The sequence below is a fragment of the Phaeobacter sp. B1627 genome, assembly GCF_006265095.1.
In the GTDB taxonomy this organism is placed as follows: Bacteria; Pseudomonadota; Alphaproteobacteria; order Rhodobacterales; family Rhodobacteraceae; genus Epibacterium.
The window spans coordinates 16,657-31,730 of record NZ_VCNK01000021.1; the positions used below are offsets into that span (position 1 = coordinate 16,657).

Annotated in this window: 13 protein-coding genes; 2 read left to right on the top strand and 11 right to left on the bottom strand. The window is 62.5% G+C overall.

The window, feature by feature from the left end; all coding sequences use genetic code 11:
• Window positions 1-112 precede the first annotated feature (112 nt).
• Entirely contained in the window at window positions 113-571 is a 459-nt protein-coding gene (locus FGE21_RS11935; protein WP_139663524.1) for an Lrp/AsnC family transcriptional regulator, read from the bottom strand.
• Window positions 568-1,023, bottom strand: coding sequence for an Lrp/AsnC family transcriptional regulator (locus FGE21_RS11940; protein ID WP_139663525.1), 456 nt, complete (start codon window positions 1,021-1,023; stop codon window positions 568-570). Before FGE21_RS11940 ends, FGE21_RS11935 begins: the two co-directional genes overlap by 4 nt.
• 133 nt (window positions 1,024-1,156) lie before the next feature.
• Between FGE21_RS11940 and ilvC the strand changes: the two genes are divergently transcribed.
• On the top strand, window positions 1,157-2,179 hold the full coding sequence (gene ilvC / locus FGE21_RS11945; RefSeq protein ID WP_139663526.1) for a ketol-acid reductoisomerase: 1,023 nt from the start codon (window positions 1,157-1,159) through the stop codon (window positions 2,177-2,179).
• Window positions 2,180-2,366: 187 nt separating this feature from the next.
• A complete protein-coding gene (locus tag FGE21_RS11950) occupies window positions 2,367-3,266 on the top strand; it encodes a DMT family transporter (RefSeq protein ID WP_139663527.1) in 900 nt (299 codons plus the stop codon).
• A gap of 233 nt (window positions 3,267-3,499) precedes the next feature.
• Here the strand turns inward: FGE21_RS11950 and glmM are convergent, their stop codons facing one another.
• The 9 genes from glmM to FGE21_RS11995 all read right to left on the bottom strand — a co-directional run bounded on the left by glmM (window position 3,500) and on the right by FGE21_RS11995 (window position 15,044).
• A complete protein-coding gene (gene glmM, locus FGE21_RS11955; RefSeq protein ID WP_139663528.1) occupies window positions 3,500-4,843 on the bottom strand; it encodes a phosphoglucosamine mutase in 1,344 nt (447 codons plus the stop codon).
• 69 nt (window positions 4,844-4,912) lie between these two features.
• Window positions 4,913-5,908, bottom strand: coding sequence for a dihydropteroate synthase (gene folP / locus FGE21_RS11960; protein WP_139663529.1), 996 nt, complete (start codon window positions 5,906-5,908; stop codon window positions 4,913-4,915).
• Entirely contained in the window at window positions 5,905-6,825 is a 921-nt protein-coding gene (locus FGE21_RS11965) for a dihydroneopterin aldolase (protein ID WP_139663530.1), read from the bottom strand. Before FGE21_RS11965 ends, folP begins: the two co-directional genes overlap by 4 nt.
• A gap of 153 nt (window positions 6,826-6,978) precedes the next feature.
• Window positions 6,979-7,623 (bottom strand): cell wall hydrolase, encoded by a 645-nt coding sequence (locus tag FGE21_RS11970; RefSeq protein ID WP_139663531.1) that lies wholly within the window; start codon window positions 7,621-7,623, stop codon window positions 6,979-6,981.
• Between the two features lie 178 nt (window positions 7,624-7,801).
• Window positions 7,802-10,357 (bottom strand): putative PEP-binding protein, encoded by a 2,556-nt coding sequence (locus FGE21_RS11975; protein WP_139663532.1) that lies wholly within the window; start codon window positions 10,355-10,357, stop codon window positions 7,802-7,804.
• A 162-nt stretch (window positions 10,358-10,519) separates the two neighbouring features.
• Complete coding sequence (gene glyS / locus FGE21_RS11980) at window positions 10,520-12,784, bottom strand: glycine--tRNA ligase subunit beta (RefSeq protein ID WP_139663533.1); 2,265 nt, start codon at window positions 12,782-12,784, stop codon at window positions 10,520-10,522.
• 55 nt (window positions 12,785-12,839) lie between these two features.
• The gene (locus FGE21_RS11985) at window positions 12,840-13,370 is read right to left on the bottom strand and encodes a DUF6446 family protein (RefSeq protein ID WP_139663534.1); all 531 of its coding nucleotides are present in this window, start codon (window positions 13,368-13,370) and stop codon (window positions 12,840-12,842) included.
• A gap of 2 nt (window positions 13,371-13,372) precedes the next feature.
• Window positions 13,373-14,071, bottom strand: a complete 699-nt coding sequence (locus FGE21_RS11990) for an FkbM family methyltransferase (RefSeq protein WP_139663535.1) — start codon at window positions 14,069-14,071, stop codon at window positions 13,373-13,375.
• Window positions 14,072-14,108: 37 nt separating this feature from the next.
• Window positions 14,109-15,044, bottom strand: a complete 936-nt coding sequence (locus FGE21_RS11995) for a glycine--tRNA ligase subunit alpha (protein WP_139663536.1) — start codon at window positions 15,042-15,044, stop codon at window positions 14,109-14,111.
• Between the last annotated feature and the right edge of the window lie 30 nt (window positions 15,045-15,074).

The window sequence follows — 15,074 nt, forward strand, 5'->3', positions numbered from 1 at the left end:
GCGTCATGGCAGCATCGGGGCAGCATCGGGGCAGCGCCAGCACGGGCCTCAGGGCGGGCCTCAGGCGCACGTCACGGCCCGCTCTCCTGCCCCGTCGCGCCGGGATCACGCCCTAGCCCAGTGGCCCCGGTCGACGCTCTTCGGACAACAACACATTGGCATCCACATTTCCGACGCCCGGCAGGGTCATGATACGCCGCCGCAGCACCCGCTCAAAATCGGCGATGTCCCGGGCCACCACCCGCAGGCGATAATCATAGAGCCCCAACACATGTTCCACCGTCTGCACCTCGGGAATGGCGGACACGGCCCGTTCGAAATCATCGAGGCTGACCCGCCCTTTGGTGGCCAGCTTGACCCCGAGAAAAACCGTCACAGCAAATCCGAGCTTTTCCGTATCGAGATCCAGCACCCGATGAGAGAGGATACCCGCCTCCTCCAGCCGCCGGATCCGGCGCCAGGTCGCGGGCTGCGACAATCCCAATTCCCGGCCCAATGCACCGGCCGAGCGCGTGGCGTCTTCGGACAGCGCCCGCAGCAGCGCAAGGTCGATCTGGTCCAGCCCGGTCACAGCGGCAACCCGGTGCTGGTCTTGATCCGCGCCACATGCATCAGCGCCTCGATGTCGGCAATATTCGGCAATTGCAGGATACGCTCGCGGTAGATCGCCTGATAATGCGGCATGTCCCGCGCAATCACGCTCAGACGCACATCCACCTGGCCCAGAAAGGTCTGGATTTCGAGAACTTCCGGAATCTTGCGCGCCGCCGGAATAAACTCGTCAAAGGCGCGCGGGTTGGTCTTGTCCAGCGTCACCCGAAGCGACACTTCCACCCCGTAGCCCAGAGCAGCCCAGTCGATCACCGCACGGGTTCCCTTCAGCACAGAGGTCTCACGCAGCTTCTCCAGCCGCCGCGACAGACGCGAGGCCGTCAGCCCAAGGCGATCCGCCAGATCGGGCAGCGATTGGCCCGGGTCGTCCTGCAGGTTGCGCAATATGCGCCTGTCAACATCATCAAGCATGAATTTCATCATATTCACCAAATTCACGAATAGCTATCGCGATTTTCCGAAATATTCCATCCGGGAAGCTCTCGCCTCCATCGCAGACGTAGCTATGATCAGCCTCAGATCTTCATCAAAAGGATGTACTGCGATGCGTGTGTACTATGACCGGGACTGCGACGTTAACCTCATCAAGGAAAAGAAAGTAGCCATTCTGGGCTACGGCTCTCAGGGCCACGCGCATGCGCTGAACCTGCGCGATTCGGGCGCCAAGAACCTTGTGGTCGCCCTGCGCGAAGGCTCCGCCTCCGCCAAGAAAGCCGAAGCCGAAGGCCTCCAGGTCATGGGCATCGCCGAAGCCGCAGCCTGGTGTGACGTGATCATGTTCACCATGCCCGACGAGCTGCAGGCAGATACCTACAAGAAATACGTCCACGACAACATCAAACCCGGTGCGGCGATTGCATTTGCCCACGGTCTGAACGTGCATTTCGGCCTGATCGAGCCGAAAGAAGGCGTCGATGTCATCATGATGGCCCCCAAAGGCCCCGGCCACACCGTGCGCGGCGAATACACCAAAGGCGGCGGCGTGCCCTGCCTGGTCGCGGTCCACAACGACGCATCCGGCTCGGCGCTGGAAACCGCGCTGTCCTATTGCTCGGCCATCGGTGGCGGCCGCTCCGGTGTGATCGAGACCAACTTCCGCGAAGAATGCGAAACCGATCTCTTCGGTGAGCAGGCGGTTCTGTGTGGTGGCCTTGTCGAGCTGATCCGCTGTGGCTTTGAAACCCTGGTCGAGGCCGGCTATGCGCCGGAAATGGCCTATTTCGAGTGCCTCCACGAAGTGAAGCTGATCGTGGACCTGATCTATGAAGGCGGCATCGCCAACATGGACTACTCGATCTCCAACACAGCCGAATACGGTCAGTATGTCACCGGCCCGCGCATCCTCAAGTATGAAGAAACCAAAGCGCGCATGAAGGAGGTCCTGGCGGACATCCAGCAAGGTAAATTCGTGCGTGACTTCATGCTGGAAAACGCCGTCGGCCAGCCCACCATCAAGGCGTCCCGCCGTGCCAATGACGAGCACATGATCGAAGCCACCGGCGCCAAACTGCGCGAAATGATGCCTTGGATCTCTGCCGGCAAAATGGTCGACAAGTCAAAGAACTAAAGGCCGCTGGGGGACATCTCCAGACCGGACCTTCTACTGGGCGCCCCGGAATTTCCGGGGCGCTTTTTTCGTTTTGAAGAGAAATTTCTTCCTGCACTGAACCGGATTGCATTGACCTTTCGCGGCAACCACGGCCTTTTACACGCATTCGGCCTCAACCGCGCCCGCCGCGCCAAAGGACTATAAAATGCCAGATATTTCAGCGCGCTACTGGGTCATGGTTGCGGCCCTCGGGATCACCTGGGGCGGCACTTTCATGATGGTCGAACTGGCCCTGCAAGGGATCACCCCGTTCTGGCTCGCGGCCGGTCGCATCGGGTTTGCCGCGCTATTGCTGACGGCAGTCTGGGCCGGGCGCGGCTTTCGCCTGTTTGCAGACAGATCCAATTGGCCCGTTGTCATCTTTGTAGGGATCCTGAGCTCCACCCTGCCGTTCATCCTGATCAGCTGGGGCCTCCAACATGTGAATTCCGGTTTCGCCGGTGTCAGCATGGCCGCAATCCCTCTGATGGTGCTGCCGCTGGCGCATTTTTTTGCCGCGGAGCCTTTGACGCTGCGGCGGTTGATCGGCGTGATCGTCGGTTTTGCCGGCGTCGCTCTGCTGATCGGCGGGCAGGCATTTCAGACCGTGAACGCGGCGCAGGAATGGGCCGGACGCCTCGCCTGCCTCGGCGCCGCAGCCTGCTACGCGATCTCCTCGATTTCCGTACGGCGTCTGCCGGATGTTGACCCGGTCGGGCTTGCCACGGTGCTCCTGTTGATCGGGTCGCTCGGGATCATCCCGGCCGCCTGGCTGGTCGAGGGTCCACCGCCCGAAATCTCCTCTGTGACCTGGCTCTGGCTTGCGATACTAGGCCTGATACCCACAGCCGGCGCGAACCTCCTGCGGGTCCTTGTGATCAGGGGCGCAGGCCCGACCTTCATGAGCCTGACGAATTACCTAGTGCCTGTTTGCGCCGTGCTGCTGGGGGCCCTGATCCTCAACGAACCCCTCCCCGGGGCGCTACTTTGGTCACTGGGATTGATTCTCACCGGTGTCGCACTCAGTCAGTATGGCGCATTGCGCCGTCTGTTCGGACTGACCTGAACTGGCCCAACAGAACAAGCAACGTCGGTGGGGCTCCCGCCCGTCTCGGCTGCATGAAACATGCACCCTCCCCCGTTGGGCCGGGCGCCGCTGACGCGGCGCGGCACCGTCCGCCCATTCACCTTTTCAAAATACCTCGGGGGTGAGGTGCAAAGCACCGAGGGGGCGGCGCCCCCGGCTCGCCCGGACCGCAGGACCGGGCGCGCTTCCATCAGAAACGCAGCCACAGGTGTTCAGGCCGTCGCGCCCTTCACTGCCGCAACCACATCGGCGACCGCCCGCGCCAATACATCTGGGTCTTCACTCTCTGCCATGACACGGATCAACGGCTCGGTTCCCGATTTACGGATCAGCAACCTCCCCCGGCCCTCAAGATCGGCCTCTGCCCGGGAAATCGCGCGCTGTACCATCGCATCCTCCAGAGGAGCCTGCCCGGCCTCGAAACGGACATTCTGCAACAACTGCGGCACGGGCTCGAACTGGCGCGCCAACTCCGAGGCCTTTTTGCCGCGACGCACCATTTCTGCCAGAAAATGCAGCCCCGCCATCAAACCGTCGCCGGTGGTGGCATAGTCGCTCATCACGATATGGCCGGACTGCTCACCGCCGAGATTGAAGCCACCCTCCCGCATACGCTCCACCACATACCGGTCGCCGACCGCAGTCCGCTCCAACGTCAGGCCCCTGCTCTGCAAGAACCGCTCCAGCCCGAGGTTGGACATGACCGTCGCAACCAAGGCGCCTCCCGTCAGGCGGCCATCCTCCGACCAGGTCGAGGCCAGCAGCGCCATCAGTTGATCCCCATCCGCCACGGTGCCCGTCTCATCGATCACGATGACCCGGTCCGCATCTCCGTCCAGACAGATCCCCACATGGGCCCCATGCGCCACCACGGTCTCGGCGGCCACTGCGGGCTGTGTAGATCCGCAGCCCCGGTTGATATTCTTGCCATCCGGCGACACACCCACCGGGATCACTTCGGCGCCAAGCTCCCAAAGGATCTCGGGCGCGGCCCGGTGAGCGGCGCCGTTGGCGCAATCGATGACCACCTTCAGCCCATCCAGACGCATATCTCTCGGCAGGGAGCCCTTCACCCGCTCCCCATAGCGAAACCGGGCATCGTCAATCCGTTTGGCGCGCCCGATGTTATCCGCCTGCGCCGGCTCCACGCCGCTCTCGATCAGCGCTTCCAGCTCCAGCTCGGCCTCATCCGACAGCTTGAAACCATCCGGGCCGAAGAACTTGATACCATTGTCTTCGGCGGGATTGTGGCTGGCGGAAATCATCACTCCCAGATCTGCCCGCATCGAGCGGGTCATCAACCCGACGGCCGGCGTCGGCACTGGCCCCAGCAGCAGCACATTCATACCGGTCGAGGTCAACCCGGCCGTCAGCGCGCTCTCGAACATATAGCCGGACAGCCGTGTATCCTTGCCGATCACCACCCGATGCGCCGTATTGGTTTCCCGCCGAAAATAGCGCCCGACAGCCGCGCCAATGCGCAGGGCCATATCAGCGGTCATCGGATGCAGGTTTGCCTTGCCCCGTACACCATCAGTTCCAAAGAGTTTGCGCATGCCACTGCTCCTCTGCCCGGCCGGTTCGCCAGGCGCCCCGAAGCGTGCCGCGATCTTGCCGATGTCTTGTTATCGCGTAGCCTGCCACAGACGCAGCGCCTGCGCCGTTTCCGCCACATCATGTACGCGTAGCATTTGCACACCTTGGGCAAACCCCGCAAGCCCCACCGCAATAGAGCCCGGCGCACGTCGATCTGCCTGCGGCTCCTTGCCGATGGATCCGATAAACCCCTTGCGCGACACGCCCAGCAAGATCGGGCAACCGATGCCGTGAAACAGGCTGAGGTTCCGCAGGAGCGCGATGTTATGCGCCTGGCTCTTGCCAAATCCGATCCCCGGATCAATCATGATCTGCTCACGCAGAACCCCGGTGGCCTCCAGCTGATCAACCTGGGCCGACAGCGCGTCATAGACATCCAGCACAACATTTTCATAACTGGGGCTGTTCTGCATGGTCTTTGGATCGCCCTGTGCATGCATCACACAGACAGGCACAGCGGCCTGCGCTGCCAGCGGCGCCAGAGCGGCATCAAAGGTAAATCCGGAGACGTCATTGACCAGCGATGCCCCCGCATCCAGCGCCTCCATCGCCACGGTCGCCTTGCGGGTATCGATGGAAATCGGCGCGGCGCTGACTTCGCGTATCGCGGCAATCACGGGCGCCGTTCGGGCGATCTCTTCCATTTCCTCGACTTCATCCGCACCGGGGCGGGTGCTCTCGCCGCCCACGTCGATGATCGACGCGCCGTCTTCCAACATCCGCAGGGCCGCCGCCTGTGCCACTGCCAGGTCATCATGGCGCCCCCCGTCGGAAAAGCTGTCCGGCGTGACGTTCAGGATCCCCATGATCTGCGGCTGGGTCATGTCGAGACCCGCAATCGCAGCGCGGCGGCTCATCAGACGCAGCCGAATATCATCCGGCACCAGCCCGGCCGGGGCGATGCGTGGCGGCGCGCCGCGATCCAGAATTTCAACCTCGGTAAACCAAAGCGCACTGCCTGCCAGATGAATGGCACCTTCAGGGCGCGCATCTCCGTGACGAACCAACGGGCGGAAATAACTCACAGGGTCTGATGCTCCTCAGCATGGGCACGCAAGGGAACCCCGGGATCCTCCGGCAGTTCGGCCCCAATCACGATCATCTCATCCGCTTCGAACGTCGAGGCAAACCAAGCGGCAAGCGCCACCGCATTCGACGGCGGTTCGGTCGGGCCCTCCACGGCGTCCAGCACGATCTTGGACGGAGCCCAGACACAAATCTGCCCGTTCTTCATCGCCCAGTCCAGCTCTGTCCGGGTGGAAACCACGACGCAGCGGTCATCTTTGGCCGCCAAACGCCAGGCATTTTGTTCAATTGCCAGCATGTCGATCCGGCGCTGGGTCCATTTATGACCCGTGCATGGCACCGCCAGCTCATGCGCCCCGACACAGAGGATCAACGGCCGCTCGCCGCCTGCCATCTGGTCGATCCAGCCCGACAGATGGGCACTGTCGATGGCGGTGTTGGACAGAAACATCAGACGCGGATGCGGTTTGTGATCCTCGCCCACCTCAGGGCTGATGTCGCTGGCCGATCGCACGATCTCAACCCCGAGCGCCCCCGGCCCCCGATCCAGCTTTTCAATCCGGACAAACGCCCGCACCGCCTGTGGTTCCAGCAAGATACGCTCCGCCACCCGGTCCGCAAGCGTCTCCAGCAAGGCCAGCCGCTCGCGCGCCAGCTCATGGGCGATTGCCTCGGTGACTTTGTCATAGGAGAGAATGCGGTCGACATCATCGTCCAGATCCACCGGAAGCGGTGCGATCTCCACGACCACGTTGAAGCAGACCCGCTGCGTATGGCCCCGTTCCTGCTGGAATGCGCCGATTTCAACGTCGACGATATGATCGCGCAGGGAGATCCGGTCCAGCGGACCGGGGCGCGCAGTCGCAGCGGACCGTTCAGACGGATGCGCAAACGCGAGATGGATATCGGAACTCATGAGCGTGGCCTTTGGCTGGCTTGGGATCGCAGGGCGACACTGTGTCAGAAGCCACAGCAATATGCCCTTTGGACCCAACTATCAGGCTCAGAGCCGCCGTGCCAGCGACAGAAAGCGGCGCGCGCCTGTCGCTGAGCCACCATTCGGGACGTTTCAGTTCGACGCAGTGCGGTAGCGTTCGTCCCGATAAAACAGATGCACACCAATGCGCGCGGTGTTTGTAAAGCTGCGCGACCAGCGCGGTTTCACGGCGGTTGTGTGATAATATGTCGCGCCCTGCGTCAGCTTCGGGTTCACACCGTCAAGGATCAGCCGCGCCACTTTGGCGACCCGCTCAAAGGCGTTCGGCTCACGGATGACCTCTTCGTGGCCATCGCAGGTATAGGTGAACTGACACTGATAGCGTCGGCCGGTGCCCTGATTGATCACGCCGCAGACGGTATCGGGAAACTGCGCGCTCTTGACCCGGTTCAGGATCACTTCGGCCACCGCGAACTGGCCTTTGACCGTCTCGCCGCGCGCCTCGAAATACAGCGCTTCGGCCAGGCACTCAAACTCGCTGCCGCCGCTTGCTTCGGGACGGCTGTCAAGAAACGCACGGGTAAATTTCACTTTGGTCACAGCCTTGGTCCGGCTGTTGCGTTTGCCGCCAAGGAAACGCTGCATGCGCTCCTTTGGTGCGGCCTGAAGCGTCGACTGCTCTTGCTTGAACAGCGCATCCAGCCCGACGTCGGCAAAGGCTGCGCCACCACCAAGTGTTGCCGCAACAAATGCGGCGCACAAAAGAATTCGTTTCATTCAGGTCACCCCCGGTCCAACAGCTCGCGATGGCATTCCATGCGCAAGCGACGGCCCGAGGTAACGGAATTGTATCAGCACGTCCAGCCAACCGAACGTATAGCAGCTATGCCCGATCGTTCACCGCGCGGGGGTCATACCGTTGTTTTACCGGAAGAAGACTGAAATCCTTAAACTTTTAGGACTTCGGCGCAATTCGGCCAGTCTTATCCGCGATGGCGAGTTGTGCCGCAGCCAGCCGTGCGACGGGCACACGATATGGCGAACACGAAACATAATCGAACCCTGCCGCGCGACAAAATGCAATCGATTCGGGGTTGCCGCCGTGTTCACCACAGATCGAAAGCGTAATTCCCGGGCGTGTCTTGCGTCCGCGCTGCGCCCCGAGCTGCAACAGCTCGCCGACTCCGTCAACATCCAGCACGTGAAACGGGTCTTCGGGGAACACGCCCTGCTGCACATAATCCGACATGAAACGCCCCGCATCATCGCGGGACAGGCCGTAGGTCATCTGCGTCAGATCATTGGTGCCAAAGCTCATGAAGGCCGTGTGGACCGCGATCTCATCGGCGCGCAGCGCCGCCCGCGGCGTTTCCACCATCACCCCGAGGCGGTAGGTGAAATCACGCCCCTGCTCGGCCTTCACCGCTGCGGCGACCGCATCGACACGTGTCTTGACCAGCTCCACCTCGCGTTTCGCCGACACCAGCGGGATCATGATCTCCGGCACCACCGGATCGCCATCCTGCGAGGCTTCCAGCGTGGCCTCGAAGATCGCACGGGCCTGCATGTCGTAAATTTCCGGAACCGTCACCCCGAGCCGCACCCCACGCAGCCCCAGCATCGGGTTGTATTCGCCCATTTCCTCCACCCGCCGGGTCACATCGCGGACCGGCAGACCGAGGGCTTCGGACAATTCCCGCTGGCCTGTCGTCGTCGTCGGAAGAAACTCATGCAGCGGCGGATCGAACAGCCGGATACAGACCGGCAGGCCTTCCATGATCCGAAACAGCTCGCGAAAGTCATCGCGCTGCATCGGCAACAGCCGCGCCAGAACCGCCGCCCGGCCAGAGGAGGTCTCCGCAAAGATCATCTCCCGCATGACGGTCAGACGTCCGGGATCAAAGAACATATGTTCCGTCCGGCAGAGCCCGATACCCTGGGCATTGAAGTTCCGGGCCGTCTGCGCATCTGCCGGCGTATCCGCATTGGCGCGAATTCCGATGTCGCGCGCTTCATCGGCCCATCCCATCAACGTCTGGAACGCATCATCCTGCGCCGCTTCCATCATGGCGGGCTCGCCTGCGAGGATCTGCCCCGAGGTGCCGTCGATGGTCACCGTGTCGCCGCTTCTGAACACCCGCCCGTCCCGCGCAGTCAGCTGGTTGCGCCGGCTGTCAAACCGCAGCGAAGACGCTCCGACAATGCACGGCAGGCCAAGCCCGCGCCCGATGACCGCCGCATGGCTGGTCATTCCGCCCTTTTCCGTCAGCACCGCCGCCGCCGCATGCATGCCCCGCACATCCTCGGGCGAGGTCTCGCGCCGCGCAAGAATGCAGGGTTCGCCCCGCGATTTGCTGGCCTGCGCATCGGCGGCGGTAAAAACCAACCGGCCGGTTGCGGCCCCGGGGCTGGCTGCAATCCCGGTGCCGATCACATCCCGGCGGGCACCCGGCTCCACCTGACGGTGCAGCAGTTCATTCATTGAATGCGCATCGACCCGCATCACCGCCTCGTCGATGCTGATGATCCCGTCCTGCGCCAGTCGCACCGCAATCCGCAGCGCAGCCCGCGCCGACCGCGCAACCGGCACCCCATCAAGGATATGCACCTGACCGCTCTCGATGACGAATTCAGCCTGCATTTCCTCCCGCAGGCGCAGGCGCATCAATGCCGCATGGGCCTTCAGTTCCTGAAACGCCTCCGGTGCCAGATCTTCCAACGAGGGGCCGCGGTCGTCCTGCTCCAGGTAGAGCGCCGCCGCATCATTGCCCAGCGCGTCGCGGCCCTGGCTCTGGCTCAGGTAGCGACCGGTCACCTGCGGCATTCCGGTCTGCGAACTCACCAGTTGCAGCACGCCCGAACCGCATTCCCCCTGCCCCAGACCCGGCACCATCTCCTGAACCACAAGGCCAAGACCGGCATCCTCCGGCGCCCCTTTGGCCGCCCGCAACAACCGCGCCGATGTACCTTCCCAGGCCCGTGCCATGGATCGCAGAACCGCCGCAAGCTGCTCTCCCGGATCCTGCGGAAAGGGCTCTTCCGCCTCGGCCTCATAGGCCTGCAGCATCTCGCTCAGGGCATTGGGGCCACCGTCCTCGACATCCTCGAACACGTCCGGATCCAACCGCGCCACATGCACCGCATAGGATTTCACGAACCGCAGATAGAGCGCCGTCGCCGCCTCCCGGCCCAGCGACTGGCTCAGATCGACGTAACGGGCGTCGTTCATGCCGATGTTCAAAACCGCGCCAGGGCCGCCCCAGTCGGGATCCTCAGAGGAGGGACGCACGCACAAAAGCGCCTCCGGTTTCAGGTCCGCCAGGATCGCCCGGACATCCACCATATAGCCTTCGGCAATCTCGTGAACCGCATCAAAAGACAGCGCAACGGTCTGCGGCACCGGCAGATCCAGCCGCACCAGCCGTTGCAGGCACTTTGCCCGCCCGCCATGCGTATGAGTCGCGACTGGCGCAACCGGCGTGATCAGCACTGCCTTTGGCGTGTCGTTCATACCCTCGATCCCCGTTCATTTCTGCGCCGCAGCATATTGTGGCCGTCATGAGCATAAGCATGGCAACCGCCCCCGCAAGGGGCATGATGTCCCACGGGCAGACAAAAGGCCCCCGCCTAGGATGGCGGAGGCCCCGGGTCATCTCTCGCAGAGAGGCTGAAATCAGCCCTCGATCCGGCTCAGATCCGCGACCTGGCCACAGACTTTTCGGATCTGGCTCAGCAGGTTCAACCGGTTGCGCCGCACCACCTGATTGTCAGAATTGACCTGCACCGCTTCGAAAAACGCATCAACCGGTGCCCGCAGCGCCGCCATGCCGCTCATTGCGGCCGCGAAATCTTCGGCCTCGATGGCCGAAGAGATCGCCCCCTCGCCCGCTGCAAGCGCCTCGAACAGCGCCAGCTCCGCCTCATCCTCGATAAATTTCCTGTCCGCACCATAGGAATATTCGACACCATCCTTCTCCTCTGCCTGAGACAGGATGTTGTTGGCCCGCCGAAAGCCCTGCAGCAGGTTGCCGCCGTCCTCTGACGTCATGAAATCCTGCAACGCCCGCGCCCGTTTCACCAACAACGTCAGATCATCACTTCCCGCCATGGCGATACAGGCATCAATCACGTCATGGCGAATACCCTGATCCCGCAGGAAGACCTTCAGCCGGTCATGAAAGAAAGACAGGAGACTTGGTAATACAATATCGCTTTTCGAAATCCTGAGCTCCACGCCACCTTCTTCGTTAAGCATGACGAACTCAGAGGTAAGGCCTAAGCTTCTTTCAATATCCTGTAAATCATAAATGAACAAACGTTCTTCAGCAGTCTTGTCCAAGGCAACCTCGGCTAGGGTGTCTCCAAGTACGACTGCTACGCGATTGCGCCGAACGTTGCTCTCCATCAAAGCAACATATGATTTTTCCAATAGCCCCATGAGCGAGTAAGCAATACGGTTTTCCAGCACCAGCCGGATCACCCCGAGCGCAGCCCGACGCAGCGCATAGGGATCCTTCGATCCCGTCGGCTTTTCGTCAATGGCCCAAAACCCGGTGAGTGTGTCGATCTTGTCTGCCAGCGCCACCGCCACAGACACCGGGTCTGTGGGAACATCATCCGAGGGACCCAGCGGCGAGTAATGCGCCTCACAGGCCTCTGCGACCTCTTCGGGCAGGCCCGCCGCCGTGGCATAGTAGCGCCCCATCAACCCCTGGAGTTCCGGGAACTCATAGACCATTTCCGACGACAGATCCGCCTTGGCGACCCGTGCGGCCTGCGCGGCCAGATCCGCATCGGCGCCCACAGCCGGCGCGATTTCACGTGCGAGCACCGCGATCCGGTCGATCCGCGCCGCCTGCGTGCCCAGCTTGTTGTGGAAGGTCACATTGCCGAGGCTCTGCAGCCAGCCCTCCATGCCCACCTCGGACCTGGCAATGCGCAAGTCATTCTCCCAAAAGAACTTCGCATCCGCCAGACGCGCCGACAGGACTTTCTGATTGCCTGCCAGAATGGTGGCGCCGCTGTCGGCCGTCTCGCGATTGGCGACAGTGATGAATTTCTCAATCCGGCCCGAACGCGGGTTTCTCACCGAAAAGAACTTCTGATGCTCTTTCATCGAGGTCTGCAGCACCTCCGGCGGCAGATCGAGGAATTCCTCATCGATCGATCCCATCAGCACCACCGGCCATTCCACCAGACCGGCGACCTCCGCCAGAAGCCCCTTGTCCTCCACGACCTCCAGCCCCGAGGCAAAGGCCTGATTGGTGGCATCCTGCCAGATCGCGGCCTGCCGCTCGGTGGGATCAAGCACCACGAAGGCGCGCTTCAGCTTGGTGGTATAGTCCTCAAAGCCGCTCACCGTGAACCGCGCGGGCGCCATGAACCGATGCCCTGCGGTGCTGTCACCTGCCGGGATACCGTCGATATCCAGCGGTACCACCTCGCTGCCATCCTCCCGCGTGATCACACAGAGGATCGACTGCAGGGGCCGCACCCAGCGCAGGGCACCCGCCCCCCAGCGCATCGATTTGGGCCAGGGGAAATTGCGGATGAGGTCATCCAGCACCTCGGCGATGATCTCGGCCGCCGGGCGTCCCGGTTTTTCGATCAAGGCGAAATAGACCGCACCTTTCGGCGTCTCCCGCTCTTCCAGCTGGTCCCGGCTCAACCCCGCGCCCCGCAGGAACCCCTCGATGGCCTTGTCCGGCGCGCCGACCTTCGGGCCCTTGCGCTCTTCGCGCAGGGTCGGAGAGTGGTCCAGCAGACCTTCGATGGCCAGCGTCAGGCGGCGCGGCGTCGACAATGCGTGGGCGCCTGCATAGGTCAGGCCTGCGTCGACGAGACCGTTGGTCATCCGCGTCTTCAGATCCTCGGCAGCACGCGCCTGCATGCGGGCCGGGATTTCCTCGGAGAAAAGTTCGATCAGAAGATCAGCCATCAGTTGTCCTCAAGGGTTCGGTTTTGCCGCACAGCGGCCGAATACAGGGCAGAGATCATTGGCTGACCTCCGGGCGTTGCGGGCATTCCTCGCCGACGATGGTGCCGTCATAGGCCTTTTCGCCACAGTTGTTCAATTCGTGCCACACGTAGCCATGACCGTCGCGGGTGATGGCCACGATCCGGTCGACGCCAAAGTCGATGTTCTTTTCCGAGATGAAGGCCGTGGCCTGCCCGTCCTGCAACGCCTGGCCGATCGCGGTGGCATCAAAACATCCGAACCAGCCCGGCGCATTGCGCGGGTCCTGCGCGTCGGACAGCTGATAGAGCTGCGCCACGGCCTCCGGCGTCAGCGGCGTGGTGAAACAGGCCCGGTAGCGGATCGGCGAGCTGGCCGCGTCAATCGCCTGAAAGTCGTCATAGGCGATGGGCACGGGCACATCCGACCCGATCGGCAGCAGCACCACATCCTGTCCCGGTCTGGCGACGACCTCGTCATAATAGCCGTAGACCTGCAGGTAATACATCGCAATACCGGCCACCAGGCCCGACAGCACCAGGATGACGGAGAGGATTTTTCCGGTCATATTCAGATCCAGTCCAGATTTACGCGCTTGGCCGGATACTCCGCCGCGCGCTGTGCCAGGGCCTCAAACCGGGAGCGCTTTCCCGGAAACAGGCCTGGGTGGGTTTCCACAAGAAAAGGGCCAGTCCGGTCCGGAATGCGCCGGTCCAGCAGGACCTCCATCAGATCCAGCTCCGCCCCTTCAATATCCATTTTCACCAGCGCCACACGCCGCCCCTCGTCCAGCCGCGCCTGCAGCCAGGCCGGAAAATCGATCACCTCGACCTCGATACCCTCACCTTCGGCATCGACCGTGCGCGCATCCGGCATGATCGAGCTGCTCTCGGATTGCTTGGCGGGATCCTGCGCGAAACGCGCCGTACGATAGAGCGTGAGGGTCGCGGCCTCGGCCCCGACGGCCGCATTGACACAGGTCACATTGTCAAAATGCGCGGTGGCCTCGACCAGACGTTCAAAGGCCCAGGGATCCGGTTCAAACGCCACCACATCGGCACCGCTTTCGGCAAGCAGCGTCGTCACACGGCCCACGTTCGCGCCACAGTCCAGCACCAGATCCCCGGGCCGCAGGGTCGCCACGACGCCCTGCAGAAAGCCCACGGACTCCGCCCGCCGCGTTTCCTTCTCCAGCCGCCCCCGTACCCGCTGCAGACGGTTCCGCAACCGCGTAATGGTGGCTTCTGCGCTGTGGTCGTCTTCGTCCATGCCCGGTTCCGTTTCCTATCGGCTGGCAATCCCGCGCTCAGGCGGGTTCGGCCACGTGGCCACCTGCATCCGTCAGCACAAAGGCATCGGCGCATTGCTTGGCCAGCGCCCGCACCCGGCCGATATAGGCCTGTCGCTCGGTGACGGAAATCACCCCGCGCGCATCCAGCAGGTTGAAGATGTGGCTGGCCTTGATGCACTGATCATAGGCGGGATGCGCCATAATGATCCGCTTGCCCGTTTTCGGGTCCAAAGGCTCCTGCGCGAGAATCGCGGCGCATTCGGCCTCGGCTTCCTCGAAATGGCGCAACAGGACCTCCGTATTGGCCACATCAAAGTTCCAACGCGCATATTCTTCTTCGGTCTGGCGAAAGATATCGCCATAGGTCAGCGGGCTGGGCGACTGCGGATCGTTGAACGGCATGTCCATGACATGGTCGACTCCCAGCACATACATCGCCAGACGCTCCAGACCATAGGTCAGCTCGCCCGAGACCGGGTGACAGTCATGGCCGCCGACCTGTTGGAAATAGGTGAACTGGCTGACTTCCATCCCGTCGCACCAGACTTCCCAACCAAGGCCCCAGGCCCCCAGCGTCGGGCTTTCCCAGTCGTCTTCGACAAAGCGGATGTCATGCAGCTCCATATCCACGCCGATCGCCTGCAGCGACCCCAGATACAGCTCCTGCAGGTCCGGCGGGCTGGGTTTGATCACCACCTGAAACTGGTAGTAATGCTGCAGCCGGTTCGGGTTCTCGCCATATCGCCCGTCGGTGGGACGGCGCGAGGGCTGTACATAGGCCGCCGCCCAGGCCCGCGTTCCCAGCGACCTGAGGGTGGTTGCGGGATGGAACGTGCCGGCGCCCACTTCCATATCGTAGGGCTGCAGCACAGCGCAGCCCCTTGAGGACCAATAGGTCTGCAAACGCAGGATGATCTCCTGGAACGAACGCGGGGCGGTGGTCTCGGTCATCTCAAATCCCTTCGGGAGCCACGGATCACC